Source organism: Amycolatopsis sp. NPDC005003 (genome assembly GCF_053600695.1).
Map to the genome: position 1 here is coordinate 110,240 of NZ_JBSGAI010000026.1, position 24,795 is coordinate 135,034.

Sequence of the window (24,795 nt, forward strand, 5' to 3'; positions counted from 1 at the left end):
GGCACCGGCTGGAGCGAGCTCGTCTCGTACTTTCGGCCGAGGCCCCGGCGGTGCGCGGGTGCGCACCGCCGGGCCCGGGCCGGCCTCAGCCCGCCGGGGTGAAGCCGCCCTGGACCGTGTGGGCGCCGTCGGCGGCCGTGGCCTGCACGCGGTAGCTGTCCGCGTCGGCGTGGCGCGAGCCCGCCGCGTGGTTGTACTGGACGGCGAAGATCTGGTGCGCGGCCGGGACGGTCCGGCCCGGCTTGAGCTCCCAGCGGTACACCAGTCCGCCGTCACGTTCCTGGGCGGTGACGGTGAAGTCGTCGCCGGGCCCGGTCTGCCACTGGCCCGTGCTTTGCACTCCCCCGGTCTGCTTGACCTGCACTTCCACGGTGAGCGCGGTCAGCGGCTGGGTGGTGTCGAGCGTGAGGGCGCTCTGGGCCCAGAAGACGGTGCTGTGCGGGTCGACGGAGCCTTGCGCCGACAGCGGCCCGTCGGAGACCCGGCGGCCGGCCGGTGCGGCGGGGTTCGGGCTGACCGGCGCCGTACGGCCGGTGGTCGTCCGCCCCGGAACACCCGACGTGGGGGCCGGTGCCGAACCGGCGGTCGTGCGGGGCGGCCGCGTCGGACCGGGCACCTCGCTCGGGCTCGGGACGGTGAGCGTGGGCCCGCCGTCCGGGCCGGCCGGCGCGGTCTGGTCGATGCCGGCGACGGCGACTCCGGCGACGGCCAGGATGCCGGCCGCGGCGGTGCCGGCGAGCACCACCTTGGGCCAGGACCTCGCGATCCCCGGCCGCCGCCGGACGGCGGTGCCGGCCATGCCGCGGTGCACGCGGGCCAGCATCCGGTCGCGGTCGGGCTGGTGTGCCTCGGCGGCCTCGCGCAGCCGCCTGCCGATCTCGTCGTTCACCGGCTCCTCCTTTCCGCCGCCAGGTTCCCGGCCGCGCCCGCCCCGAGCAGGCGCTCCAGCTCGGCCAGTCCCTTCGAGGTCTGGCTCTTCACCGCGCCGACCGAGATGCCCAGTGCCCGCGCGGTCTCCTTCTCCGACAGGTCGAAGGCGTGCCGGAGGATGACGCAGGCCCGCTTCCCGAACGGCAACCGGTCCAAGGCCGCCCGCACGTCGACCACGGCGGCCACGTCGGGGCTCCGTTCCTGGTGCGCCCCCGGTGCCCAGAACAGGGCGATCCGGCGGCGTTCGCGGGTCACGCTGCGGATCCGTTCGCGGGCCAGGTTCGCGACGACCCCACGGGCGTAGGCCAGCGGGTGGTCGGCCGCGCGCAGCCGGTCCCAGCGCTGCCACAGGGCGATCAGGGCGTCGGCGGCGAGGTCGTCGGCGGCGTCCGGCTCTCCGGTCAGCAGGAACGAGAACCGGGCCAGCCCGGCGTAGTGGCGTTCGAAGAACTCGTGGAACTCCGCCGACGTGTCATCGAGGAGCATGTGTCTCGGCTGTCCTCTTCCTGTCTGCCCGTCGGGACCGCGCGACCGGGCCGGCGCGAACGCCGGCCTGGTGCAGGTCAGGACGGCTCGCCGTACAGTACGCCGCGGCCGCGCCGGACACCGGTGGACCTGGTCTTGCGCAAAGCAGCACTCCTCGGATCCGCCGGGGCACCCCGGCCGTCGAACTCGCTTCCGTCCCCCGGTTGCCGCCGGTCCCGGAAAGGTTTCCGCCCGGACCGGAATTCGATCGAGTCTCACTTCAGCGCAGCACGGCCGCCAGCAGGTCGGACCCCAAAGCGGTCAGATCGGGCACGTTGACGGTGTACCGCACGTACCTCCCCTGCCGCCGGCCGGACACCAGTCCCGCGCGGCGCAGCACGGCCAGGTGGCGGGACACTTCCGGTGCCGAAAGGTCCCAGGCGTGGGCCAGCTCGCCGGTCGTGTGCGGGCCGCGGGCCAGGGTGCGCAGCAGCCGCAGGCGGACCGGGTGCGACAGCGCTTCGAGCCGGGCCGTGACCGTCTCCAGCGACACCGGCTCGGGCCCGTCGACCGGGTACTGCACCACCGGTGGCCACCCGCGCGCGTGCACCGCCACCAGGTGCGGGTGGCCGAAGACGCTGGGGAGGAACGTGACGCCGGTGCCGTCGGCGGTGGTCGCGTTGTCCTGCAGCTTGTCCACCACGATGCCGTTGCCGTCGGGCGCCAGGGTGACCGCGCCGGAAACGGACGCGAGTGCCGCTCCGAGGCCCTTGTGCCGCACCAGGTCGTTCTTCCGGCGCACGTCGGCGGCGAGGTGCCCGACGACGCCCGTCCACGCGGCGTCGAAGAACGCTTCGGCGCACTGTTCGAGGGTGTCCCGCACCCGCGCCCGCACGGCTGCCGGGTCCGCGAGCAGCCGTTCCGCGAACGCCTCTTGGAGCGCGCCGCGGGCCTGGGCGAGGTCCAGGGCTCGCTCGCGGGCCGTCGCGTCGGCCAGCGGTGACGGCGCTCCGAAGTGCACCCGGTTGCTGCCGCAGGTGGTGATGAGCGCGGCGGTCACGTAGACCTCGTCGTCGATCCGGTCCACGTCGTCCAGTTCCCCGGCCAGCGTCGGCCGGGGGCGGGCGGGGACCAGGAAGTCGGCTCGCGAGGAGCGCCAGAGGAACTCGGCCTCCCGGAGCCGCTCGGCCAGCTCCGGCCGCAGGCCGGCCCAGACGTCCGCGGCCCACCCGGCGAGCCGCGGGTGGTGGCCGGGTTCGGCCAGGACGTGCAGCATCGCGGTCAGCTCCGCCAGCGGCGAGACGGCGAACCGCAGCCGCCCGGCCGGAGGGCCGCTGAGGTCGATCCGCACGGTCATTCCCGCATTGTCGCTGGCCGGGCGGCCGACGACGGCACCGGTTGACGAGGTTCGTCAATCGAGGCGGCGACACCGGCGGCCGGCCGCACCGTGGACGCCATGACGACCCTGATCCGGCCGCGGGCCCTCGTGCGGGCTTCCGGCGGCCCCCGCTACGCCGTCGCGCTGGCCGTGGACGCGCTCGGCACCGGCCTCCTGCGGCCCTTCCTGCTGCTCTACGGGGTGCTGGGGCTGGGGCTTTCCGCGACGGCCACCGGCGTCGCGATGACGGCCGGGGTCGTCGCCGGCCTGGCGTGCCTGCCCGCCGTGGGCCGCCGGCTGGACCGGGGCGCGCGCAGCACGGCCGTGGCGGCGTCGATGCTGGTGCGGGTGCTGGGTGTCGCGCTGCTGCTCGCCACGCCCGCAGGCCACGCCGGCCCGTTCGCGGCGGCCGCGCTCTTCCTCGGCATCGGCAACCAGGCGTGGCCGGCCGCCCACGCGGCGCTCGTGGCCACGGTCGCCCGCGGGCGGGAACGCGACGCCGCGCTCGCGGCCGGCCGGGCGCTGCGCAACGCGGGCCTGGGTGCTGGTGGGCTCCTCGCCACCGCGTGCCTGGCGGGCGGTGCCCCGGCGTTGCGGGTGCTGGCCGTCGTCACCGGACTCGCGTACCTCGTCGCGGCGGCTTTGGCGGGGTCGGTCCGGCTCCGCGCCGAGCCGGCCGCGGCGCCGGCCGATGCCGGCGGCCCCGCACCCCGGATGCGCGCCCTGCTGGCCGCCAACGTGGTCTACGTCTTCTGCCTCAACGTCCCCGAAGTCGCGCTCCCGCTGGTCCTGGTGACCCAGCTGCACGTGTCCCCGGTGTGGCCGGCGATCATCTTCGTGGCGAACACGGTGCTGGTGCTCACCCTGCAGGTGCCGGTGACGGTCCTGATGGCACGCTTCGCCCGGCGGACCGCGCTGGCACTCGGCGGCGTGGTGATCGCCCTGTCCTACCTCGGTTTCCTCGCGGCCACCGCGGGAGGACACGGCTGGAGCGCCCCGGCCGTCGCCGCGGTGTCGGTGGTCTGCACGGTGGGCGAGATCGTCTGCGCCGGGAGCGCCACCGCCCTCGTCACGGCGCTCGCCCCGGCCCACGTGCTGGGCCGCGCGCTGGCCCGCCTCCAGCTCTCCACGGGTTTCGGCCTCGCCGTCTCACCGGCGATCATCACCGCGCTCGCCGCCCGCGGCCCGGCCGTGCTCTGGGGCAGCCTCGCCGCGGCGACGCTCGTGTCCGCGTCCGCCGTCGCCGCCGAAAAGGAGGCGCGCCCGGTCAGGCCCGGTCGACGGCGGTGAGCAGGCGGTGTTCGAGGACCGCAGGCGTCGACAGCGTCTTGTAGCCGTGGTCGTCGAACACGACGGTCACCGTTTCGTCGTCCGCGGACATCACGACGCCGTGGCCCCACTCCGCGTGCTCGACGGCGCCGTTGACCGGAAAGATCCCACCGTCGGAGGACGCCGCTTCGGCGGTGCCGGCGATGCACGTGTCGCAGTTGCCGCAGGGCTGCTCGAGCCGCTCGCCGAAGTAGCCCAGGAGGAACTGGCGGCGGCACCCGGTGGTCTCGGCGTAGCCGCGCATCATCTCGATCCGCGACCGGATCAGCCGCTGGTGGACTTCGGCGGCCTCGACACCCCGCTCGACGGCCTGTCCGGGGTCCACTTCGGAATCGCGGTATTCGAGGCGGCCGTCGGGGGTGACGCCGACCGATCCCGTCTGCTCCAGCAGGTTCACCGCCCGCGTGCGCTGGGCCGCCGAAACCTCCGCCCGCCTGCCCAGCTCGGCCGGCTTCAGGGGCTCGTCGTGTCCGGCGAGGGTGGTGGCCACTGCCGTCAACGCCTGTTCCGGCGCCTTCGCCGCGGTGAGGAACTTCTGCCTGCCCAGGTCGCGCGGCCGGTGGTACAGCGTGATTTCCGCGGGTTCGCCGTCGCGGCCGGCGCGGCCGATCTGCTGGTAGTACGTGTCGAGCGACTCCGGCGCCGCCGCGTGCAGCACGAACCGCAGGTCCGCCTTGTCGATCCCCATGCCGAACGCCGACGTCGCCACCACCGCGTCGAGGTCGCCGCGCTGGAACTCCTCGTGCACCCGTTCGCGGTCGGCCGCCTTCATCCCGGCGTGGTAGGCCGCCACGCGCACGCCCTCCGCGGCGAGCTCTTCGGCGTAGGTTTCGGCGTCCTTGCGGCTGGTGACGTACACCAAGCCGGGTCTGGTCGCCGGATCCGCCGTCAGCGCCCGCGTCCGGGTGATGACGGCCTGGTGCCGGTCGTCGTCGTCCGGCAGCGGATCGACGCCGAGGCGCAGGTTGGGCCGATCGAAGCTCGCCAGCACCTCGCGGTGGTCGCGCAGCCCCAGCCGGGCCACGATGTCGGTGCGGACCGGCAGCGCCGCGGTCGCCGTGAGCGCGATCACCCCCGGGTGCCCCAGCCGCTCGATCACCGGCGCCAGCCGCAGGTAGTCGGGCCGGAAGTCGTGGCCCCACGCCGAGACGCAGTGTGCTTCGTCCACCACGAACAGGGAGACGCCCAGCTCGGCGACCGCGTCGAGCACCTCGTCGGAAGCCAGCTGCTCCGGGGACAGGAACAGGTACTCGGCCTCGCCCGACCGCAGCGACTCCCAGGCGTGCTTGCGCTCGGCCGCGCGTTGCGCGGAGTTCAACGCGACCGCGGCCGGGGCGCGGCTGTCTTCGATGCCCTCGATCTGGTCGTTCTGCAGGGCGATCAGGGGTGACACCACCAGGGTCGGGCCGTCCAGCAGCAGCGCCGGCACCTGGTAGATCGCGGACTTGCCGGCCCCGGTGGGCAGCACGGCGAGGACGTCGTGCCCGGCCATCACGTGTTCCATCGCCGTCAGCTGCTCACCGGTCAGCCGGGACCAGCCGAAGTTCTCCGCCGCGATCCGCTGGAGTTCGTCGCGTCTTCCCGCCATCCGCGGCAAGTACCCGCGCCCCGCGACCCGAAACCGGCGAGCCCGTCCTCCCGGCCCAGCCCGACGCGCGGAACCGGTGCACCGCCGCGCACCTTGGGCAGCGGCCAGCCCTCCCCCGTCACCGTCTCGGTGGCGGCCTCCCGGCCCTCGCGGTCGCCGGCGGATCCGCGAGCCGCCGGTCTCGTCGGTGGTTGCGAGTTCACCCGTCCCGGCGACGAAACCAGCTTGGCCGGCTCCGCCGCGACACCGCAGCATCGGCGTCGGGACGCCGGCGACGTCCGTCAGGTCGCGTTGTACGTTGTCGGCGAGCCGTCGACGCCGGTGGAAACCCACCGGCCTTGTGGCCAGGAGGCAGTGTGCTGGAAGCGCTGGGCATGACTCCCGAGGAAGAACGGGTCTACCGGGTGGTCGTCGGCGGGTACCGGACCGCGCCCGACGAGATCGCCGGGCGGATCGGCGTGGGCCGCGGCGAGGTGGAGCCCGTCCTGGACGTCCTGCTGGCGAAGGGGCTCGTCAACCTGGCCGACGGGCACTACGTGTCCGCGCCGCCGGATGTCTCCCTCGGTCCGCTGCTGGTGCACGGCCAGGAGAAGCTGGAGGCCGCCCGGGCCGCGGTGTCCCAGCTCGCCGAGGAGTACCGCGGCAGTGCACGGCGGCGGGACTCCGCGCAGCTCGTCGAGGTCGTCACCGGGGCGGACGCGATCCGGCGGCAGGCACTGGCCATCCAGCGCAGCGCCCGCGAGGAGTCGCTGTGGTTCTGCCTGGAGGGCAACGTCGCGATGGCGGCGTCGGAGAACGTCGAGGAGGCGCTGGCCCAGGCCCGCGGCGTGCAGTACCGCGTGATCTACGAGACCGGCCTGCTCGAAGAACCCGGCCGGATCGTCAACGTCCTGGAGGGGATCGAGGGTGGCGAGATCGCCCGCTCGATCTCGAAGCTGCCGGTGCGCCTGGCCATCTCCGACCGCAGGGTGGCGTTGTGCCCGCTGGTCAGCCACGACAGCACGGGTGAGCCCACCGCCGCGCTCGTCCGGGAGAGCAGCCTGCTGTCCGCGCTGGTCGCGTTGTTCGAGGTCTATTGGGAACGCGCGTCGCCGCTGCGGATCGGCGACACCGCGCCCACCGCCCACCTCGATCCCGACGAACGGAAACTGCTGTCCCTGCTCATCGGCGGGGTCAGCGACAAGTCCATCGCGACGCAGCTCAACGTCAGCTACCGGACCGTCCAGCGGCGCCTGCAGGACCTCATGCGCCGGGTCGACGCCCGCACCCGGATGCAGCTGGCCTGGCAGGCCAGCAAGCTCGGCTGGCTGGACGAGCCGAGCCCCGGGTACCTCCTGCCGCGTGACGGCGGGAGGCACCCGGAGCCCGTCCACGACGCTATTTGAGCCCGTACGCCCGGAGCACCGTCTGGTCGACGCTGTTCCCCGCGTTGTCGGTGGCCTGCACCCGCAACGTGACGTAGGAGTTCGTGGCCCCGAGCGCCGGGTGGTCGATCGTGGCCTCGTAGGACTTCCCGGTGCGCTTGACGTCGACGGCGCGCCAGGTCTTGCCGTCGTCGTAGGACGCCCAGGCCTTCATCGACCGCACGTCCGGCGCGGCCATCCCGTCCTGGAACCGGGCGGTCAGGCCGATCCTGGCCTGGCGACCGGCCGGGAGCCGGTTGCCGGTGTCCGCGTCGACCGCGTAGTCCAGCTGCAGCAGCGGAAGCGGCGCCGGGGCCGCCGACCGGGCCGAGCGGAACGTCCACGACGTCTGCGTGCTGGTGCCGAACAGCCACTCCGGCGAATCCCGCCGCACCGACAGGTCGAGCCGGTAGGTCGCCGGGTCCGCGCCGGCGGGGAAGGTGCCGAACGCGTAGGGCTGTTCCGACACGAGCTTGCCGTCGCGGAAGAGCTTCGCCGACGTGACGGCCGGCCCGGCCTGGTCGTCACCTTCGTTGAAGCCGTAGTGCCCGGCCTGGCTGTCGACGAACTCCGGGATCCGGATCCGGAGCTTGTCGCCGTCGCGGGTCGAGTCCAGGCCCGGCACGCCTCGCGGGATGGCGGGCCGGACCACCGGCGCGAACCAGTCTTCGGTGAGGTTCTCCCGGCCCGTGTAGGTGCGCGGCGCCGCGGTCATGCCGCCCTGGAGCGGGGACATCTCGTCCCAGATCAGGCCGTGCTTGACCCGGTGCTGCCACAGGACGTCGCCGGAGCTGACGTACTCCTGGCGGGTCGACGGCGTCGTCACGTACCGCTGGTACTCGTTGACGGCGAAGTCCTGCCACGGCTTCCACGCGAACCGCTGTTCCTTCGCCTCACCGCCGCTGCCGGTCTGGCGGTAGTGGGTGGTGACGGTCGCGGTGTTCGCCGCGGTGACCCGGTGGACGGGCTTGTCCGGGATCCGGTCGCGCTCGGTCTGCACCACGTCGTAGAGGTACGGGCTGACCGCGATCCCCTGCAGGCTCAGGAAAGCCGGGAAGCGCTTGATCCTGTCCAGCAGCGCGAGCCCTTCGTCCCGGTCGAGCTGGACGGTCGGGATCTTGAGGAACGGCGCCGCGCTGTTCGACGGCACGCTGTTCGACGGCACCGAGGCGGTGCCCCAGCCGTCCGGCACGACGATGAAGACGATCGCCGCCCCGGCGTCCGCGGCGGCGCGGGAAACTTCGTCGCGGTTGTAGTCGGCCGGGTCCGGGTCGACGATCGCGGCCTTCCCGCGCACGTTCTTGAAGTCCGCCGGTTTGCCCTGTCCCGCCGAAACGGCCTGCAGCAGCCGCCAGCCGTCCAGCTTGGGCGACCCGGCGAGATAGCGGTTCGTCAGGGCGTCACGGCCGCCCAGGACGTTCACCGTCAACGGCGGCGCGATCCTCGACCAGCGGGAGCCGAACTCGAAGGCCCCCGTCGTCACCTTCGGTGTCGGGGTGACGCGGAGTTCGCGGGTGTAGTCGAACTGCATGGCGTAGTTCGCGATCCGGCGCGGACCGAGTTCCCGGTAGGTGTAGTAGCTCCAGATCCCGGCCTGTTCGGACGGTTGCGGGGTCTGGATGTCCACCTTCACCGCCTTGCGGGCGTCCAGCACGACATTCGTGTCGCCGGTGATCCGCAGCTCCGGCAGGACGACCTGGGACACGGTGCGGCCGTCCCGGGTCCCGTCGACCTCGGCGGTCAGGTAGTACACGCCCGCGCCGAGCTCGACCGTGAGGCTGTCGCCGCCCAGCCAGGTGTTGACGTCGAAGCGGTAGTCCTCGCCGTACATCAGCAGCCACGGCGCGACGGCCGGCTTGCCCCGCAGGTCGAGCGCGGTGAGGGTGACCTTGTGCTTGGGCGCGGTCTTGTCCGCGCCGAGCGCGGTGTGCACGGCCACGCCGTTCGCGGTCGCGGTGAGCCGCCCGCTGTAGGTGCCCGGCGCCAGTTTCGCCGGATCGCCGGTGATCGTGACGGTCGCCCGGCCACCGGCCGGAACGTCCACAGTGGATTTTCCGAGCCGGATCCCGTCCCCGGCGGGGACACCGGCGAGGGACTTGGCGTCGAGCGCGAGCTTCAGCGAGACCGGTGTGGTGCCGACGTTGGTGTAGGTGACCTCTTTGGACACTGCCGCTTTGCCGTTCTCGACCGCGCCGAGGTCGAGCGTCCCGGTGGCGAAGACCTTCTGCTTCACCGCGCGCGCCACGTCGACGCGGCCGCCGCCCTGCTCGAACACCGAAAGCCCGCCGGTGGTCAGGGAGGTGCTGGCCAGCGCGTCCTTGAGCTGACTGCCCTTCCAGTCGGGGTGCTGCTGGGCGAGGATCGCCGCCGCGCCGGCGACGTGCGGCGTGGCCATCGACGTGCCGGAGGCGGCGGTGTAGTGGTCGTCGACGACGTCGCCCATGGCGGTCCCCGCGGCGCGGGCGGCGACGATGCCGACGCCGGGCGCGGTGATGTCGGGCTTGACGGCGTTGTCGCCCAGGCGCGGGCCGCGGCTGGAGAACGACGCCAGGCTTTCGTCGCGGCCGACCGCGCCGACGGTCAGCGCGGCTTCGGCGGTGCCCGGCGAGCCGACCGTGTAGGCGCCCTGTTCGCCGTCGTTGCCGGCGGCCACCACGAAGAGCGTGCCGGTCTGCTCGCTGAGCGCGTTGAGACCGACACTCAGTGCATCGGTGCCGTCGGTCGGGCCGCCGCCGAGGCTCATGTTGACCGCCTTGGCGCCGGAGTGCGCCGCCCACTCCATCCCGGCGAGGACCCAGGACTCGTAGCCGAAGCCGTCGTCGTCGAGCACCTTGCCGACGAGCAGTTTCGCGCCCGGCGCGGCGCCCTTCAGCTTGCCACCGGAGGCGGCGCCGGAGCCCGCGATCGTCGAGGCGACGTGCGTGCCGTGGCCGAAGTGGTCGGTGGTGTCGGGGCTGGTCGTGAAGTTGACCGCCTCGCTCACCCGCCCGGCCAGGTCGGGGTGGGTGGGGTCGTAGCCGGTGTCGAGCACGGCGACCGTGGTGCCGGTGCCGTCGTAGCCCGCGGCCCACGCCTCGGGCGCGCCGATCTGCGGGACGCTGCGGTCGAGGGAGGCGCGGACCTTGCGGTCCAGGGAAATCCGCCCGATGTTTCCCGACGAGGCCCAGAACGCGGTGGCGTTCGCCTTGCTCGCCCGCGCGGAACGGCCGTTGACGCTGCTCAGCGTCACGCCCAGGTCGGCCGCCGCCGGGGCGGTCCGGAGGTCCGCGCCCTGGCGGTAGGTGAGGATCAGCGGGAGAGTCGCCGACTGCTCGTCGGCGTAGCCCTCGGCGATCAGCTCGGTGACGTCGAAGAGGGTCCGGTCGACCTGCTTCGCGCCCAGCCGCGGGGTGACGTCCTCGGGGAAGACGCTGAGGTGGCCGTCGACCTCCTGCTGGTGGAACCGGATGTGCTCCCGGCCCGGCGCGGGCTGGACAGTGGCGGCCTGCTTGCCGCCGGGCTGCCGTTCGACCTGGACGACGTCCCCGGTGAGCAGGGTGACCGAATGGCGTTCGACGCCCGCGGGTGACGGTGCCGCCTGCGGGCCGGGCGCCGCGTTCGCGACTCCGGCGGTGCCCGCGACGAGGGTGCCGGCGCAGGCCACGACCAGAACAGATGATCTCCAGTGCATCGCACCAGGCTCGCGCCGGCGCCGTCATCCGTCACTAGGGCGGCCGCGTCCGAATCACGACACGTCGCATCTTCGTCAGCGGGGGAACGCCGCCACCAGGAGCCGCCGGAGCTCGCGCCGGTCGTGGTCGCCCAGCCCGGAGAGGACCCGATCTTCGGCCTCGGCCACCGCGGGGTCGAGGCGCCCGAGCACGGCCACGCCCTCGCGCGTCAGCGAGGCGGGCAACGACCTGCCGGAGGACACCGCCGCGGGTCGCGTCACCAGGCCCCGCTCCTGCAGCTCGCGCACCACCTTGTTCATCGCCTGCGGCGACACCTGGGCCTCGCGGGCCAGCTCGGCGTTGGACTTCGGCGACCGCGACAGCATCCGCAGGCAGAGGTACGCGGGCGCGGCCAGGCCTGCGGGCCCGAGCACGGTGGCGGCCACCTCGGCGCGCAGGGCCGCGGTGATCCGGTGCAGCAGGTAGCCGAGTGGCTCGTCGCGGAAGCTGTCCATGTCAACCATGTTGACATGTGTCAACCCGGTTGACACTCTGGGGTGCATGACGAACCCCTCCTTGTTCGAATCCGCCTACCGCGGCCAGGCTCCCGAGATGGGACCGGGCCTGCGGCCGCCGTGGAGCCTCGGCGAGCCGCAACCCGAGATCGCCGCGCTCATCGACGAGGGCGCGTTCCACGGCGAGGTCCTCGACGCCGGTTGCGGCGAGGGCGCGACGGCGCTCCACCTCGCCGAGCGGGGCTTCACGACGGTGGGTCTGGACCTGTCGTTGACGGCGATCGAGCTCGCGCGGGCGGAGGCCGCCCGGCGCGACCTGCCGAACGCGGCCTTCGCGGTCGCCGACATCAGCACGTTCACCGGCTACGACGGCCGGTTCGGCACGGTCGTCGACAGCACCCTGTTCCACTCGATGCCGGTCGAACTCCGCCGGGAGTACCAGGAATCGATCGTGCGGGCCGCGGCGCCCGGCGCGTCCTACTTCGTGCTGGTGTTCGACAGCGCGACCGTGCCCGCGGACAAGGTCCACCCGGTTTCCGCGGAGGAACTGCGGGCGGTGGTGGGCGCGTACTGGACGATCGACGAGATCCGGCCGGCCCGCATCCACGCCAACGTCCCCGAGAGCTTCCCTGACTTCGCGGACTTCGCCGGCAGCGACGTCCGCGACGAGGGCAACGGCCGCAAGTCGGTCCCCGCCTGGCTGCTGTCCGCCCACTTGTCCTGACCGCGGGCGGTCCTGCGAACCGCCCGCCGTGTCAGTCGCCGAACGCCGCCCGGTGGGCCACCGCGCAGCGGGACGGCAGTTCCTCCGGAACCACGACACTGCCCGTGATCGTCGCGCTGGGTTCCAGCGGGATCGCCCGCACCCGGGTGGAGCGCAGCTCGGCGACCTGATCGGCGGGCAGCACGGTCCAGCTGCGCGGATCGGAACCGACCTCGACGATCGTGTCGCCGACCGTGCTCGCGCGGTGGCCCGGCCACCCCCGGGCGCCGGCTTCCCGCACCACCGACGGGTCGTGGTCCTCGGCGGTCCGGAAGGGACCGTCGGCCAGCTCCGCCACGCCGACGGCCGCACGACCGGCGGCCGGGTGCCGCACGGACACGACCGCGAACAGGGACTCCGTCCACGTCGGCAGCACCCGCAACCCCGGGGCCGCCCGCACGCCCCGCGCCAGCACCAGATCGAGCTCCCCCTGCCGCAGCGCGTTCAGGCGCGCGGGCAGCGGCAGGTCGACGAGCACGACGTCGAATCCCGGCGCCTGCTCGCGCAACGCGTCGATCCCGCGTTCCAGCCGAGCCGTGAACTGGCCCGTCGCGGTGCCGATGCGCAGCACGCCGGCCCGCGGGCTCGCCGCGACCCGCACCCGGTCCGCGGCCGCCAGCGCCTCCCGCGCCGCGTCCAGCACCCGCAGACCGGCCTCGGTGAGCCGGACCCGCCGCGGCGAGCGGTCGAACAGCCGGACCCCCAGCTCGCGTTCCAGCCGCGCGATCTGCCTGCTGACCGCGGGCTGCGCGATGTGCAGCCGGTCGGCCGCGCGGCCGAAGTGGAGTTCGTCGGCGACCGTGACGAAGTACCGCAACGCCCGTAGCTCCACCGGCCCTCCCCTGCGACGATGCCTCCAGGTTATCGCTGCACGGCCGCTTCGGCCCTCGTTCGCCGCGGGCCGTCGTGGTGGGGTCAGGGGCATGACCCTCGATCTCGGCCTGCTCGGCGCCCACCTGCGCGAGCACCAAGTCACCCCGGAAAGCGCGGCGGCAGTCGAGCGAGCCGGCTACGGCACCCTCTGGCTGGACGCTTCACCGCCCGCGGACCTCGCCCTCGTCGAGCAACTGCTCGACGCGACCACCCGGCTGGTCCTCGGCACGAGCGTGGTGAACGCGTGGACCGCCGACGCGGCCACCGTCGCCGCCTCCTACCACCGGATCGAGGCTCGGCACCCCGGCCGGTTCCTGCTCGGCGTCGGGATCGGGCACCGCGAAGTCCACGCCGAGTACGCCTCGCCGTACGGCACCCTGGTGTCCTATTTGGACGAACTCGCCGCCGGGGGTGTCCCGGCCGGCCGGATCGTGCTGGCCGCGCTCGGGCCGAAGATGCTGCGCCTGGCCCGCGACCGCACCGCCGGCACCGTTCCGTGCATGGTCCCCGCCGGACACACCCGGCGGGCACGCTCGATCCTCGGCGCCGGCAAACTGCTGCTGCCCGGCCATTTCGCCCTCGCCGAGCCGGATGCCGGGCGGGCCCGCGCGATCGCCCGGTCCGCGCCACCCGGGACAGCGCTGGGCGTCACCAACTACGCGAACAACCTCCGGCGGCTCGGCTACACCGACGACGACCTCGCCGGCGAGGGCGGCGACAAGCTCATCGACGCGCTCGTCGCCCACGGCGACCCGGCCGCCGTCGCGACGAAGCTGCTCGCCCACCTCGACGCCGGCGCCGACCAACTCGGCGTCTACCCCCTCGGCGACGACCCGGTCCGCACGCTCCGCGTGGTCGCCGAGGCGGTGAAAGCGGTCCGGCACCCCTACCCAGTTACCGGTTGAACCGGTAACGTGGGGGTATGGGACTCAAGATCGCGGTCGTCGGCGCCGGTGGCGTCGGCGGGTACTTCGGTGGCCGCCTCGCCGCGGCCGGGCACGACGTCGGTTTCGTGGCGCGCGGCGCGCACCTCGCGGCGCTGAAGCGGGACGGCTTGGCGGTGGCGAGCGTGGCCGGGGACTTCACGGTCACCCCCGCGTGGGCCACCGACGACCCCGGGGAAATCGGCGAAGCCGACTTCGTCCTGCTGGCGGTCAAGACGTGGCAGCTCGAGCCCGCGATCACCGCGGCCAAGCCGCTGATCGGCCGGGAGACCGCGGTCGTCACCACCCAGAACGGGGTCGACGCGCCGGGCCTGGTGGCCGAGGTCGTCGGCCGGAGCGCCGTCCTGCCGGGCGCCGTGGAAGTCATCGCCTTCCTCGACGGACCCGGCCGCGTCCGCCAGATCGGCGGCGGAAAGCTCACCTTCGGCGAGTGGGACGGCTCGCCGAGCGCGCGGGTGGCCGGGCTGAGCGCCGCCCTGCGGGAGTCGGGGCTGACCGCGGTGGTGGCCACCGACGTCTGGGCCGCGCTCTGGGAGAAGTTCCTCGCGCTCGCCTCGCTCGGGGCGATCGGCACCGTCACCGACGCCCCCTACGGCGTGCTGCGTGCCCGCGCGAGCACGCGGCAGCTGATCGCGGACAGCATGACCGAGATCGAGCGGGTGGCCCGCGCGCGGGGCATCCGGCTCGCCGACGACATCGTGGCGGCGGAGATCGCGTTCCTGGACCGGCTCCCGGCGGACGGAACCACCTCGCTGCAACGCGACATCCGGGCCGGCCGGCCGTCGGAGCTGGAGGCGTGGACCGGCACCGTCGTCCGGCTCGGCCGGGAGACCGGCACGCCGACCCCGGTCAACGACCTGCTCTACGAACTGGCGAGCACCCGGGCGCGGGCGGTCACGCTCAGCGGCTCCGGCTCGCCGGCGCCGTCGACCACGGTCGCGTGAGCCTCGATCCCGTTGCCGGGCACCGAAAAGCAGGAACGCGAACCGCCGACGATGGCTGGATTCCGAGCTCCGCCCGGGATCGCGGTCAGCTGCGGTTCCCCGGCGCCGCCAGCAGCCGTGCAGCCTCGCGGAACGGCTCCACCAGCGGGTTCGGATCCCGTGTCCGCGACGCCACCACGACGCGGCAAAGCTCGAAGCCGTCGAGCGGAATCGCCGTCACGTCCTCGCGTGACCGGAGCCGGTGGTCGCCGGCCGGCAGGACCGCCACGGCACTTCCCGAAGCCACCAGTTCGAGCTTGTCCTCGAAGCTGTCGTCCGGCGCCGGCGGCGGCGCGCCGTCCCGCGGGACGCTCCACAGCGTCGGCGTCACCGCGCACGCCACCAGTTCCTCGTCACGCAGGTCGTCCACCGAGACCATTTCCTTGCCTGCCAGCCGGTGGGTGGCGGGCACCAGCAGCACCCGCGGCTCCTCGTACAGCGGCGTCACCGTCGCGGGAAACGCCAGCGGTTCGCGGGCGACGAGCGCGTCGACCCGGCCTTCGGGCAGGGCCCGCAGGTCGTGCCAGCGCAGCATCCGCGTCCGGATCCGCGCGTCCGGGTGGCGGTGGCGCAGCGCCTGCACCGCGGGGGTGATGATCAAGCCCTCGACGTAGCCGATGGTGAGCTCGCGCGGCGGGTCGGCGGCGCGGGCGAGGATCACGGCGTCGTCGGCGGCTTCGAGGACGGCGTGGGCGCGCGGCAGGAACGCCGCACCGGCCGGGGTGAGGCTGGTGCCCTGCGGGGTGCGCGCGAACAGCCGCACGCCGAGCCGGCGCTCCAGCCGCTGGATCTGGCGGCTCAGCGAGGGCTGCGCGAGGTGCAGAGCCGTGGCGGCGCGGCCGATGTTGCCGTGCTCCGCCACGACCGTGAAGTACCTGACCAGCCGCAAGTCGAGATCCACATTTCGAGCGTACGCCGCCATGCCCGGGCGGTATGGCGGCATGCGCAACAGGACTTGGACGCCGCGCCGGGGCCGGCCGTTCACTGGGGGCATGAACGCTTACGAGGGAAAGAACGTGGTCATCACCGGCGGCAGCAGCGGACTCGGCTTCGCGACCGCCGAGCTGCTGGCGGCCCGCGGCGCACGGGTGCTGATCACCGGGCGGGACAAGGAAAAGCTCGAGTCCGCGCGACGGCGGCTCGGGGCGCGGGTGACGGCCGTGCGCAGCGACTCCGCGTCGATGGCGGACGTCGAGGAGCTGGCCCGGGTGGTTCGCGCGGAGTTCGACGCGGTGGACGCGGTGTTCGCCAACGCGGGCGTGACCGCGTTCGCGCCGTTCGAATCGATGCCGGAAGCGCGGTACGACGAGCTGTTCGCCGTGAACACCAAGGGCCCGTACTTCACCGTGCAGAAGCTGGCGCCGCTGCTGCGTGAGGGGGCCGGCGTCGTGCTCACCACGTCGGCGGCCGACGTCAGGGGCCTCGACATGATCAGCGCCTATGCCGCGACCAAGGCCGCGCTGCGGTCGATGACCCGGTCACTGGCGCGGGAACTGCTGCCCCGCCGGATCCGCGTCAACGCCGTCAGCCCGGGTCCGATCGCGACCGGCATCCTCGACGCGACCCTGCCACCGGAGGTCGCCGAACGGACCAGGGCCGAGATGGCCGCGCAGATCCCGATGCAGCGGTTCGGCGAGCCGGCCGAAGTCGCGGCGACGGTGGCCTACCTCGCGTTCGAAGCGACGTTCACCACCGGCGCCGAGATCCCCGTGGACGGCGGCGCCACCCAGCTGTAGCTCAGGCACGATCCAGCGCGGAGGGTTGCTGCCGCTCCTGGCCGGCGGCCCACGACGCCAGCAGGGCCAGACCGTCCGCGGTCGCCGTGCCGGCGGGCGCGGTGTAGACGGTCAGGAGCAGGCCGGGATCGGCAGGCAGGTCCATCGACTCGACGTCCAGGTCGAGCCGGCCCACCACCGGGTGGTGCAGGCGCTTGCGTCCGGACCGGTGGAGCCGGACGTCCTGGGAGGCCCACCGCCGCCGGAACAGTTCGCTGCGGGTCGACAACTCGCCGACCAGGGCGATCAGCTCCTCGTCGTGCGGATCGCGGCCGGCTTCCATGCGGAGCTTCGCGGCCACATCGCCCGCGATGCGGTCGTAGTCGACGAAGAAGGTCCTGGCCGCCTCGGGATCCAGGTACACGAACCGCGCGGTGTTCGCCGGCCGACGCGGGTCGGCGAACACCGGCGCATACAGCGCGCGGGCGAGGTGGTTCACGGCCAGCACGTCGTAACGGCCGTTGCAGATCCACGCCGGCGCCTCGGTGAGGGCGTCGAGCACCTGCCGGAGCGCCGGACGCACCGTCGCGGCGGGTCGGCGGCGGCGGGGACCGGGCGCCCTGCGCTGCCGCGCGAGGTGGAACAGGTGATCGCGCTCGGCCTCGTCCAGCTGCAGGGCAGCGGCCACCGCGTCGAGCACCCCGTCGGAGGCACCGGCGAGGCTGCCGCGCTCCATCCGCACGTAGTAGTCGACCGACACCCCGGCGAGCAGAGCCACCTCTTCGCGACGCAGCCCGTCGACCCGGCGGCGGCCGCCGTAGGCGGGCAGCCCGGCCCGCTCCGGCGTCAGCCGCGCGCGACGGGAGCTCAGGAACTCCTTGATCTCGGTGCGCGGATCGATCTTGGTCACCTCGTCACCGTAGCTCCGGCCCGCAGGCGGAGGGAGGTTCTGCCGGTACCCCCCGGGCGCCTAGGTCCCCGTTGCGGTCGTGGCGATGCCGCCGTCGACCGGGATGACCGTGCCCGTGACGTAAGCCGCGGCCCGGCCGGCGAGGAACACCGCGACACCCGCCATGTCGTCGTCGCGGCCGAGCCGGCGCAGCGGGGCCTTCGCCACGATCGTGTCGCCGACGGCCTCGAGCGTGGACGCCATCATCTGCGACGGGAACGGTCCGGGGGCCACCGCGTTCACCGTGATGTGCTGCGGGCCGAGTTCCCGGGCCAGCACCCGGGTGAGCTGGTGGAGTGCCGCTTTGCTGCCGGCGTAGGAATAGTTGGGCGCCTCGGCGACGTGGATCGCGGCGATGCTGCCGATGTTGACGATCCGCGCGGGATCGTCGGCGGTGCCCGCCTTGCGCAGGGCCGGGAGCAGGGCCTGCACCAGCCAGAACGGCGACTTGAGGTTGAGGTCGAGCACCGTGTCCCACGCCTCGTCCGGGAACGTCTCCAGCGGCTCGCGCCACATCGCCCCCGCGTTGTTGACGAGGATGTCCAGGCGTTCCGAGCCGGCCTGCACGAGATCGGCGAGGCGGCGGCATTCGTCGTGCCTGGACAGGTCGGCGGGGATGGCTCGGACGTCGCCGAACCCGGACAGCAGCCGCTGTGCCTCCGCGCAGTTTTCCGCCTTGCGTGAGCTGATGACCACGCGGGCGCCCGCCTGGAGCAGGCCGCGCGCGATCATCATCCCGATGCCCTTGGTGCCGCCGGTGACCAGGGCGTACTTCCCGCTCAGATCGAAAAGTCCTGCGTGAGCGGTGAACTGGTTGTCCACTGTGGTTGCTTCTCCTCGGAATGGCCGAAAGCCGACTCCAAAGAGGTTGTCAGCCGTCCGGAACGTCCGGGAGACCCTGGCGATCCAGGTACTGCGAGGGCCCCTTTGCCTACCGGTCGACGCTCGCGGTCCGCCGGAGCTCCAGGAGGTGCCGCGCCAGCTCGGCGACCGTGGGCCGGTCGAAGACGACGGTGGCGGGCAGGTCGATGCCCGCCAACCCGGCGAGGCGGGTGCGCAGTTCGATCACGGTGAGGGAATCGAACCCGAGCTCCGGGAACGGGCGGTCGTCGGCGATCACGGCGGCGTCCGGGTGGCCCAGGACCGCCGCGACCTCCGCGCGCAGCAGCTCGCGCAGCTCCGGCTCGGCCGGGTTTTCCGGCCAGCTCGCCCGTGCCGCGGGCAAGCGCGCGGACGCACCGCCCGTCGGCGGCGCCATCGCCGCCGACGGGTCGAACCGGACGGGCACCAGCACGGGTTCGGCCGAGCCGAGCGCGGCGTCGAACAGCGCCAGGCCCTGCTCGGCCGTCAGCCCTTCCACACCGGACGCGCGGATCCGCCGCCGGGCGGTGGCCGAGATCCGGTCGCCGAGTCCGGTGCCGAGCTCCCACAGCCCCCACGCCAGCGACAACGCGGGCAGCCCCGCCGCGCGGCGGCGGCACGCCACCGCGTCCAGCACCCGGTTCGCGGCCGCGTAGTTGGCCTGCCCGGCCTTGCCGAACACGCCGGCGACCGAGGAGAACAGGACGAAGGCCGTCAGCGGCAGGTCCCGGGTCACCTCGTCGAGGACCAGCGCCGCGTCCGCCTTGGGCCCCAGCACGGTGTCCAGGCGTTCCGGCGTCTGGGCCGCCAGGACACCGTCGTCGACCACGGCCGCGCTGTGCACGACCGCCGTCAGCGGCGGCTCGCAACTGTCGACCAGGCTCGCGACGGTGGTCCGGTCCGCGACGTCGGCCGCGACGATCCGCACGTCCGCGCCGAGGTCTCGCAGCGACGCGCGCAGTTCGTCGGCTCCGGGCGCCGCCGGCCCGCGGCGGCTCACCAGCAGCAGGTGCCGGACGTCGTGCGCGGTGACGAGGTGCCGGGCCACCAGGGCGCCGAGCGCGCCCGTCCCGCCGGTGATCAGCACCGTGCCACCCGGGTCGATCGGCCGGGCCGGCGCCGGGGCGGCGCGGGTGATCCGCAGGGCGTACGGCACGCCGTCGCGGACGGCGATCTGCGGCTCCCCGCTGCCCCCGGCGAGCTCGGCCACCCTCGTCACCGGGAACCCCGGTTCGAGGTCGACCAGGCCGATCCGGCCCGGGTGTTCCGCCGCGGCCGCGCAGCCCAGCCCCCACACGGCCGCGGCGGCCGGGTCGGGGTCGGGGCCGGTCGCGTTGCGGGTGACCAGCAGCAGCCGGTCGCCGCTGCCCTGCCAGTCCTGCAGCACGGTGAGCGCGTGGCCGGCCGCCGCGCGCACGTCACCCGGCGTTCCGGTGATTTCGACGATCCGGACCGGTTCGCCGGCCGCCACCGGCGGCACCGGAATCCACTGTGGACGGTAGAGCATCGTGTCCGGCGCCGCCATCGGCCGGGTCGTCAGCGATTCGACCAGGGCCACCGGGTTCCCGGCTTCGTCGTACAGCGTGACGCGGACCGCGCCGGCGCCGAGGCGGACGCCGTGCACCCGGGCCCGCCGCACACCGGGCGCGTGGACCTCGACCCCGTTCCAGAGGAACGGCACCCGCAGCTGTGCCGCCGGGCCCTCGGCGAGGGCGGTCGCGTGCACGGCCGCGTCCAGCAGGACCGGGTGCAGCTCGAACCGGCCCCCGACGCCCGGCGGCACCTCGACCTCGGCGAAGAACTCGGCCTCGCGCACCCACAACCGCTGCACCGCATGGAAAGCCGGCCCGTAGGCGTGCGCGCGGTAGGCCTCGGCGACGTCGGCTTCCGCGGCCCCGGACGGCGGCCACGCCCCGCTCCAGCCGGGCGGCACCGGGCCGCGCGGGCGCAGCTTCCCACCGGCGTGCTTCCGCCAGTGCTTCTCGTCGCGGCCCCGGGCGTAGACGTCGATCCTCGGCTCGTCCACGACGACCTGGACGTGGACGTCCCCGGTGTCCAGGCGCAGCGGGGCTTCAATCGTGAGTTCCTCGACGGCCGCGCCGCCGGCGTGCAGGGCCAGCTCGGCGAACACCGTCCCGGGCACCAGCACGGATCCGCCGACGACGTGGTCGGCGAGCCAGCGGTGGCGGCGGACGCCGAGCGAGCCGCCGTGGACCACCCGCGGCGAGTCGGGCGCCTCCAACGCCGGGCCGAGCACGGCGTGGTCGCCGCCGTCCGGCTCCGGAGCCGGCTGGTCCAGCCAGTACCGGGTGCGCTTGAACGGGTACGTGGGCAGCGGCGTGACCCGCGCGCCCGAGCCGTCGAACACCGCGGGCCAGTCCACCCGGACGCCCGCCGTGTGCACCGCGCCCGCCGCGGCCAGCACCCCGGAGCCCGACATCGTGGCCGGCGCGACCGGCAGGACGTCGGCGGCCAGGCGGCCGAGCACCGGCGCCGGGCCGATCTCGAGGCCGGCGGCCGGGCCGGGCGCCGCCGCCGTGGCGAGCGCGTCGGCGAACCGCACGGTCGAGCGGGCGTGCCGGCGCCAGTGGCCCGGCCCGATGTCCTCGACCAGTGCTCCGGTCACGCACGAAACCAGGGGAAGCGCGGGACGGCGGTGCGTCAGCCCGGCGGCGACCTCGTGGAACTCGTCGAGCATCGGCTCCAGCAGCGGCGAATGGAAGGCGTGGCTGACGCGCAGCAGAGTCCCACCGCCGAAGCGCTCGGCGAGCGCCTTCGTCGCGGCCGTCTCCCCGGAGAGCACCACCGAACGCGGCCCGTTGACCGCGGCGAGGGCAACCGCCTCGCCCACGTGGGGAGCCACCTCCGCCTCGGTGGCCTCGACGGCGATCATCACCCCGCCATCGGGCAACGCGGCCATGAGCCGGCCGCGCGCCGCCACGAGCGTCGCCGCGTCCGCCAGCGACAGCACGCCCGCGACGTGCGCGGCGGTGATCTCCCCGATCGAATGGCCCAGCAGGACGTCGGGGCGCAGGCCCCACGACTCGAACAGCCGGTACTGCGCGACGCCGAAGGCGAACAGCGCGGCTTGTGCGTGGTCGGTGCGGTCCAGCGCTTCCCCGCCGGTGAAGGCGATGTCGCGCAGGTCGCCGCCCAGGGCTTCGCACGCCTCGGCGAAGGCGTCGGCGAACACCGGGAACCGCTCGGCCAGTTCCCGGCCCATCCCGGCCCGCTGCGCGCCCTGCCCGCCGAACAGCACGGCCAGCCGGGTGCCGCTCCGGACGGTCCGGCCCGGCACGCGGCCGTCGGCGACGGCGCGCAGGGCCTCCCGGTTCGCCGCGGGCACCAGCACGCGGTGGGCAAGGGGTGTCCGCCGGGCCAGGGTGTACGCGACATCGACCGTGTCGGGCGCTCCGGCCAACCCCGCCGCGACGAGCCGGAGGGCGTCGCCGTCCGCGGCGCTGAGCAGCCAGGGCGCCGCGGGGAACGGCCGCCGCGCCGTCGGCTCCGGCTCCCCGGCCTCCTCGAGGATCACGTGCGCGTTGGTGCCGCCGATCCCGAACGCCGACACCCCGGCCCGGCGGACCCGGTCCGTCCGCGGCCACGGCCGGGCCTCCGCCAGCAGCGCCACTCCGCCGGCCGACCAGTCGACGTGGGGGCTCGGCTCGTCGGCGTACAGCGACGGCGGGAGCTGCTCGTGCTGCAACGCCGTCACCACCTTGATCACGCCGGCGATCCCGGCGGCGGCCTGGGTGTGGCCGATGTTCGCCTTCACCGAGCCGAGCCGGAGCGGCTCCCGGCGCGGGCCGCGCCCGTACGCCGCGATCAGCGCGTCCGCTTCGATCGGGTCGCCCAGCGGTGTGCCCGTGCCGTGCCCTTCGACGGCGTCGACGTCGGCCGCGGTCAGGCCCGCGTCCGCCAGGGCCGCCGCGATCAGGGCCTGCTGGGCGCGTCCGCTGGGCGCGGTCAGGCCGTTCGACGCGCCGTCGGAGTTCACCGCGCTGCCGCGCAGCACGGCCAGCACCGGGTGCCCGTGCCGGCGGGCGTCGGACAGCCGTTCCAGCAGGACCACCCCGGCGCCCTCCGACCACGCCGTGCCGTCCGCTCCGGCGGCGTAGGACCGGCAGCGGCCGTCCGGGGAGAGGCCGCGCTGCCGGCTGAAGGCCTGGAACGTCCGCGGGGTGGCCATCACCGTGGCCCCGCCGGCGAGGGCGAGCGAACACTCCCCCTCGCGCAGCGCCTTCACCGCGAGGTGCAGCGCGACCAGCGACGACGAACAGGCCGTGTCGACGGTGAGCGCCGGCCCGGTGAGCCCGAAGGTGTAGGAGATCCGGCCCGAGGCGACCGCGTGCGAGGAGCCGATGCCCAGCCACGCCTCGAGTTCGTGGGGGGTGGTGAACCGGCTCGCGTAGTCCTCGTTCATGACGCCGACGAACACGCCCGTGTCGCTGCCGCGCAGCGCGGCGCAGTCGAGGCCGGCCCGCTCGAAGGCCTCCCAGGACGTCTCCAGCAGCAACCGCTGCTGCGGGTCGGTGGCCAGCGCCTCCCGCGGCGAGATGCCGAACATCCCGGCGTCGAAGTCCGCGAACCCGTCGAGGAAGCCGCCGCGGCGGGTCACCGAGTGCCCGATCCGGTCCGGATCCGGGTCGTACAGCCCGGCCAGGTCCCAGCCGCGGTCGGCGGGGAACTCCCCGGTCGCGTCCACGCCGTCCGCCACCAGCCGCCACAGGTCCTCCGGCGAGCGCACCCCGCCCGGGAACCGGCACGCCATCGCCACGACGGCGATCGGTTCCGCGGACGGCGCCGGGGCCGCTCGCGGCGGCACCGCCGGGCGAGCCGAGCCGAGCCGGGTGAGCTCGGCGATCACCGCGCCCGGCGTGGGGAAGTCGTAGATCAGCGAATGCGGCACCGGCACGCCGGTCAGCGCGGTGATCCGGTGCCGGAACTGCACGCCGGCCAGTGAGGACAACCCCAGCTCGGTGAACGGCCGGTCCCGCCAGTCGTCGCCGCCGTCGTGCCCGCAGAGGGCGGTCAGCTCCGCCCGCACCACCGCCGCGAGATCCGGTTGCTTCAGGGCGTGCCGCTTCGGTTTGCCCGACGCGGTCCGCGGGATCGAGTCGACTTCGACGTAGGCCACCGGAACCTTGTGCAGGGAAAGCCGGCTCAGGCAGAGGCGGCGCAGCTCCTCGGCGTCGAAGCCGTCCGGCCCGGCGACCACGAACGCCACCGGCACCTGCCCGACGACGTCGTCGGGCCGGCCGGTCACCAGGACCTCCCGCACCGAGGGCGATTCTTCCAAGACCGCCTCGATTTCGGTCGGGTGGACGTTCTGCCCGCCGCTGACGATCACGTCGTCGACCCGGCCGGCCAGCACCAGCCGGCCGTCCTCGAGCCGGCCGGCGTCACCCGTGCGGTACCAGCCGTCCTCCAACGGAGACCCGGTCCGCCCGTGGTAGCCCAGCAGCAGTCCCGGGCCGCGGACGAGCACCTCCCCCGCGTCGATCCGGACCTCCATGCCGGGCACCGGGACCAGTCCCGGCGCACCGGGACGCTCCACCGCGATCTTGCCGCCGGTCTCGGTGCTCCCGTAGCCGTCGACGAGGGGACGGCCGAACAGCTCCCGGACCGCGGCGCGGGCCGCCGGCGTGCACGGCGCACCGCCGGTCAGGCACAGCCTCGGCGAGGTCACCGGGCCGTCGGCCTCCTGGCGGAGCCGGAGGTAGGTGGCCGGCACCCCGGCGAGCACGCAGCCCGGGTGCTCGGCGAGCAGGTCCGGCGAGCAGCCGTCGGCGAGGCGGGTGTGGGCGCCGAGCGCGATCGTGGTGGTGAAGGCGAGCGACAGGGCGTAGGCGTGGTGGGTCGGCAGCGGCCACACCACGGTGTCGCCGGCCTCGATCCCGAAGACGGGGACGTAGCAGGCAGCGGTCGACCACAGCACCGCCCGTTGCGACAGGAGAACGCCTTTCGGCCGTCCGGTGGTGCCGGAGGTGTAGAGCAGCCAAGCCGGCTCGTCCAGCCCGAGGTCGTCCCGCGGCGGCCCCGCCGCCGGCGGCGGATCTTCGACGAAGAGCACCCGCAGCCCCAGCCGGTCCGCCACCGCGGCGTGCCGTGCCTCGGTGATCAGGAGCGTCGCCCCCGAGTCGGCGGCCAGCCGGGCGAGCTCGGTCTCGGTCGACCGCGCGCTCACCGGCACGCCGACCGCCGCCGCGCGCAGCACCGCCAGCAGGGCGACGACGAACTCGACCCGGTTGCCGACGTGGACCAGCACGCGATCGCCCCGGGCGACGCCGAGCCCCGCGGCCAGCCCGGCACTGGCGCGGGCCAGCTCGCCGTAGGTCAGCGTCCGCCGTCCGTCGGAGTAGGCGGGGCGTTCCGCGGGGTGCGCGGACAACGACGTCAGCAGCGGCCTGATGAACTCTGTGCGAATCTCCCCCACCACTCCGGGTATA

The 24,795-nt window shown here is 74.2% G+C and carries 17 protein-coding genes; 6 read left to right on the forward strand and 11 right to left on the reverse strand.

Going from position 1 to position 24,795, the window contains the following annotated elements:
* Positions 1 to 85: 85 nt before the first annotated feature.
* The 3 genes from ACWED2_RS28140 to ACWED2_RS28150 form a co-directional block, all read right to left on the reverse strand.
* The gene (locus ACWED2_RS28140) at positions 86 to 889 is read right to left on the reverse strand and encodes a hypothetical protein (protein ID WP_449693507.1); all 804 of its coding nucleotides are present in this window, start codon (positions 887 to 889) and stop codon (positions 86 to 88) included.
* Positions 886 to 1,416 carry a SigE family RNA polymerase sigma factor gene (locus ACWED2_RS28145; RefSeq protein WP_449693508.1) on the reverse strand — a complete coding sequence of 177 codons (531 nt, stop codon included), beginning with the start codon at positions 1,414 to 1,416 and terminating at the stop codon, positions 886 to 888. The genes ACWED2_RS28140 and ACWED2_RS28145 overlap by 4 nt, the downstream gene beginning before the upstream one ends.
* Before the next feature lie 259 nt (positions 1,417 to 1,675).
* Positions 1,676 to 2,752 carry a DUF5937 family protein gene (locus ACWED2_RS28150; RefSeq protein WP_449693509.1) on the reverse strand — a complete coding sequence of 359 codons (1,077 nt, stop codon included), beginning with the start codon at positions 2,750 to 2,752 and terminating at the stop codon, positions 1,676 to 1,678.
* Between the two features lie 99 nt (positions 2,753 to 2,851).
* Here ACWED2_RS28150 and ACWED2_RS28155 point away from each other — a divergent pair, with 99 nt between their 5' ends.
* Positions 2,852 to 4,063, forward strand: coding sequence for an MFS transporter (locus ACWED2_RS28155; protein WP_449693510.1), 1,212 nt, complete (start codon positions 2,852 to 2,854; stop codon positions 4,061 to 4,063).
* On the opposite strand, the gene ACWED2_RS28160 is transcribed toward ACWED2_RS28155, so the two are convergent.
* Positions 4,041 to 5,690 carry a RecQ family ATP-dependent DNA helicase gene (locus tag ACWED2_RS28160; protein ID WP_449693511.1) on the reverse strand — a complete coding sequence of 550 codons (1,650 nt, stop codon included), beginning with the start codon at positions 5,688 to 5,690 and terminating at the stop codon, positions 4,041 to 4,043. The genes ACWED2_RS28155 and ACWED2_RS28160 overlap by 23 nt on opposite strands.
* Positions 5,691 to 6,046: 356 nt before the next feature.
* Here ACWED2_RS28160 and ACWED2_RS28165 point away from each other — a divergent pair, with 356 nt between their 5' ends.
* Positions 6,047 to 7,075: a LuxR C-terminal-related transcriptional regulator gene (locus ACWED2_RS28165; protein WP_449693512.1), complete on the forward strand. Its 1,029-nt coding sequence runs from the start codon at positions 6,047 to 6,049 to the stop codon at positions 7,073 to 7,075.
* On the opposite strand, the gene ACWED2_RS28170 is transcribed toward ACWED2_RS28165, so the two are convergent.
* Both ACWED2_RS28170 and ACWED2_RS28175 read right to left on the reverse strand, forming a co-directional pair.
* Complete coding sequence (locus ACWED2_RS28170; protein ID WP_449693513.1) at positions 7,068 to 10,763, reverse strand: S8 family serine peptidase; 3,696 nt, start codon at positions 10,761 to 10,763, stop codon at positions 7,068 to 7,070. The genes ACWED2_RS28165 and ACWED2_RS28170 overlap by 8 nt on opposite strands.
* 75 nt (positions 10,764 to 10,838) lie before the next feature.
* A complete protein-coding gene (locus tag ACWED2_RS28175; RefSeq protein ID WP_449693514.1) occupies positions 10,839 to 11,258 on the reverse strand; it encodes a MarR family winged helix-turn-helix transcriptional regulator in 420 nt (139 codons plus the stop codon).
* 46 nt (positions 11,259 to 11,304) lie between these two features.
* Here ACWED2_RS28175 and ACWED2_RS28180 point away from each other — a divergent pair, with 46 nt between their 5' ends.
* Positions 11,305 to 11,982 carry a class I SAM-dependent methyltransferase gene (locus tag ACWED2_RS28180; RefSeq protein ID WP_449693515.1) on the forward strand — a complete coding sequence of 226 codons (678 nt, stop codon included), beginning with the start codon at positions 11,305 to 11,307 and terminating at the stop codon, positions 11,980 to 11,982.
* A 31-nt stretch (positions 11,983 to 12,013) separates the two neighbouring features.
* On the opposite strand, the gene ACWED2_RS28185 is transcribed toward ACWED2_RS28180, so the two are convergent.
* A complete protein-coding gene (locus tag ACWED2_RS28185; RefSeq protein ID WP_449693516.1) occupies positions 12,014 to 12,853 on the reverse strand; it encodes a LysR family transcriptional regulator in 840 nt (279 codons plus the stop codon).
* Between the two features lie 91 nt (positions 12,854 to 12,944).
* On the opposite strand from ACWED2_RS28185, the gene ACWED2_RS28190 reads away from it, so the two are divergent.
* Both ACWED2_RS28190 and ACWED2_RS28195 read left to right on the forward strand, forming a co-directional pair.
* Positions 12,945 to 13,799 carry a TIGR03620 family F420-dependent LLM class oxidoreductase gene (locus ACWED2_RS28190; protein WP_449693517.1) on the forward strand — a complete coding sequence of 285 codons (855 nt, stop codon included), beginning with the start codon at positions 12,945 to 12,947 and terminating at the stop codon, positions 13,797 to 13,799.
* Positions 13,800 to 13,816: 17 nt separating this feature from the next.
* Positions 13,817 to 14,782, forward strand: coding sequence for a 2-dehydropantoate 2-reductase (locus ACWED2_RS28195; protein ID WP_449693518.1), 966 nt, complete (start codon positions 13,817 to 13,819; stop codon positions 14,780 to 14,782).
* Between the two features lie 85 nt (positions 14,783 to 14,867).
* On the opposite strand, the gene ACWED2_RS28200 is transcribed toward ACWED2_RS28195, so the two are convergent.
* Positions 14,868 to 15,722, reverse strand: a complete 855-nt coding sequence (locus ACWED2_RS28200) for a LysR family transcriptional regulator (protein WP_449693519.1) — start codon at positions 15,720 to 15,722, stop codon at positions 14,868 to 14,870.
* Between the two features lie 91 nt (positions 15,723 to 15,813).
* On the opposite strand from ACWED2_RS28200, the gene ACWED2_RS28205 reads away from it, so the two are divergent.
* On the forward strand, positions 15,814 to 16,557 hold the full coding sequence (locus tag ACWED2_RS28205; RefSeq protein WP_449693520.1) for an SDR family oxidoreductase: 744 nt from the start codon (positions 15,814 to 15,816) through the stop codon (positions 16,555 to 16,557).
* Position 16,558: 1 nt separating this feature from the next.
* Here ACWED2_RS28205 and ACWED2_RS28210 read toward each other — a convergent pair whose 3' ends face one another.
* From ACWED2_RS28210 to ACWED2_RS28220, 3 genes are all read right to left on the reverse strand, one after another.
* On the reverse strand, positions 16,559 to 17,446 hold the full coding sequence (locus ACWED2_RS28210; RefSeq protein ID WP_449693521.1) for a helix-turn-helix transcriptional regulator: 888 nt from the start codon (positions 17,444 to 17,446) through the stop codon (positions 16,559 to 16,561).
* Between the two features lie 60 nt (positions 17,447 to 17,506).
* Positions 17,507 to 18,307 (reverse strand): SDR family oxidoreductase, encoded by an 801-nt coding sequence (locus tag ACWED2_RS28215; protein WP_449693522.1) that lies wholly within the window; start codon positions 18,305 to 18,307, stop codon positions 17,507 to 17,509.
* Positions 18,308 to 18,416: 109 nt separating this feature from the next.
* Positions 18,417 to 24,782: a beta-ketoacyl synthase N-terminal-like domain-containing protein gene (locus tag ACWED2_RS28220; RefSeq protein WP_449693523.1), complete on the reverse strand. Its 6,366-nt coding sequence runs from the start codon at positions 24,780 to 24,782 to the stop codon at positions 18,417 to 18,419.
* Positions 24,783 to 24,795 lie beyond the last annotated feature (13 nt).

What these genes read in the sequence shown, in the direction of transcription:
- ACWED2_RS28145 (WP_449693508.1), bottom strand. Translation starts at nt 1,416, where the DNA reads ATGCTCCTCGATGACACGTCGGCGGAGTTCCACGAGTTCTTCGAACGC.
- ACWED2_RS28150 (WP_449693509.1), bottom strand. Translation starts at nt 2,752, where the DNA reads ATGACCGTGCGGATCGACCTCAGCGGCCCTCCGGCCGGGCGGCTGCGG.
- ACWED2_RS28155 (WP_449693510.1), top strand. Translation starts at nt 2,852, where the DNA reads ATGACGACCCTGATCCGGCCGCGGGCCCTCGTGCGGGCTTCCGGCGGC.
- ACWED2_RS28160 (WP_449693511.1), bottom strand. Translation starts at nt 5,690, where the DNA reads ATGGCGGGAAGACGCGACGAACTCCAGCGGATCGCGGCGGAGAACTTC.
- ACWED2_RS28170 (WP_449693513.1), bottom strand. Translation starts at nt 10,763, where the DNA reads ATGCACTGGAGATCATCTGTTCTGGTCGTGGCCTGCGCCGGCACCCTC.
- ACWED2_RS28175 (WP_449693514.1), bottom strand. Translation starts at nt 11,258, where the DNA reads ATGGACAGCTTCCGCGACGAGCCACTCGGCTACCTGCTGCACCGGATC.
- ACWED2_RS28180 (WP_449693515.1), top strand. Translation starts at nt 11,305, where the DNA reads ATGACGAACCCCTCCTTGTTCGAATCCGCCTACCGCGGCCAGGCTCCC.
- ACWED2_RS28190 (WP_449693517.1), top strand. Translation starts at nt 12,945, where the DNA reads ATGACCCTCGATCTCGGCCTGCTCGGCGCCCACCTGCGCGAGCACCAA.
- ACWED2_RS28195 (WP_449693518.1), top strand. Translation starts at nt 13,817, where the DNA reads ATGGGACTCAAGATCGCGGTCGTCGGCGCCGGTGGCGTCGGCGGGTAC.
- ACWED2_RS28205 (WP_449693520.1), top strand. Translation starts at nt 15,814, where the DNA reads ATGAACGCTTACGAGGGAAAGAACGTGGTCATCACCGGCGGCAGCAGC.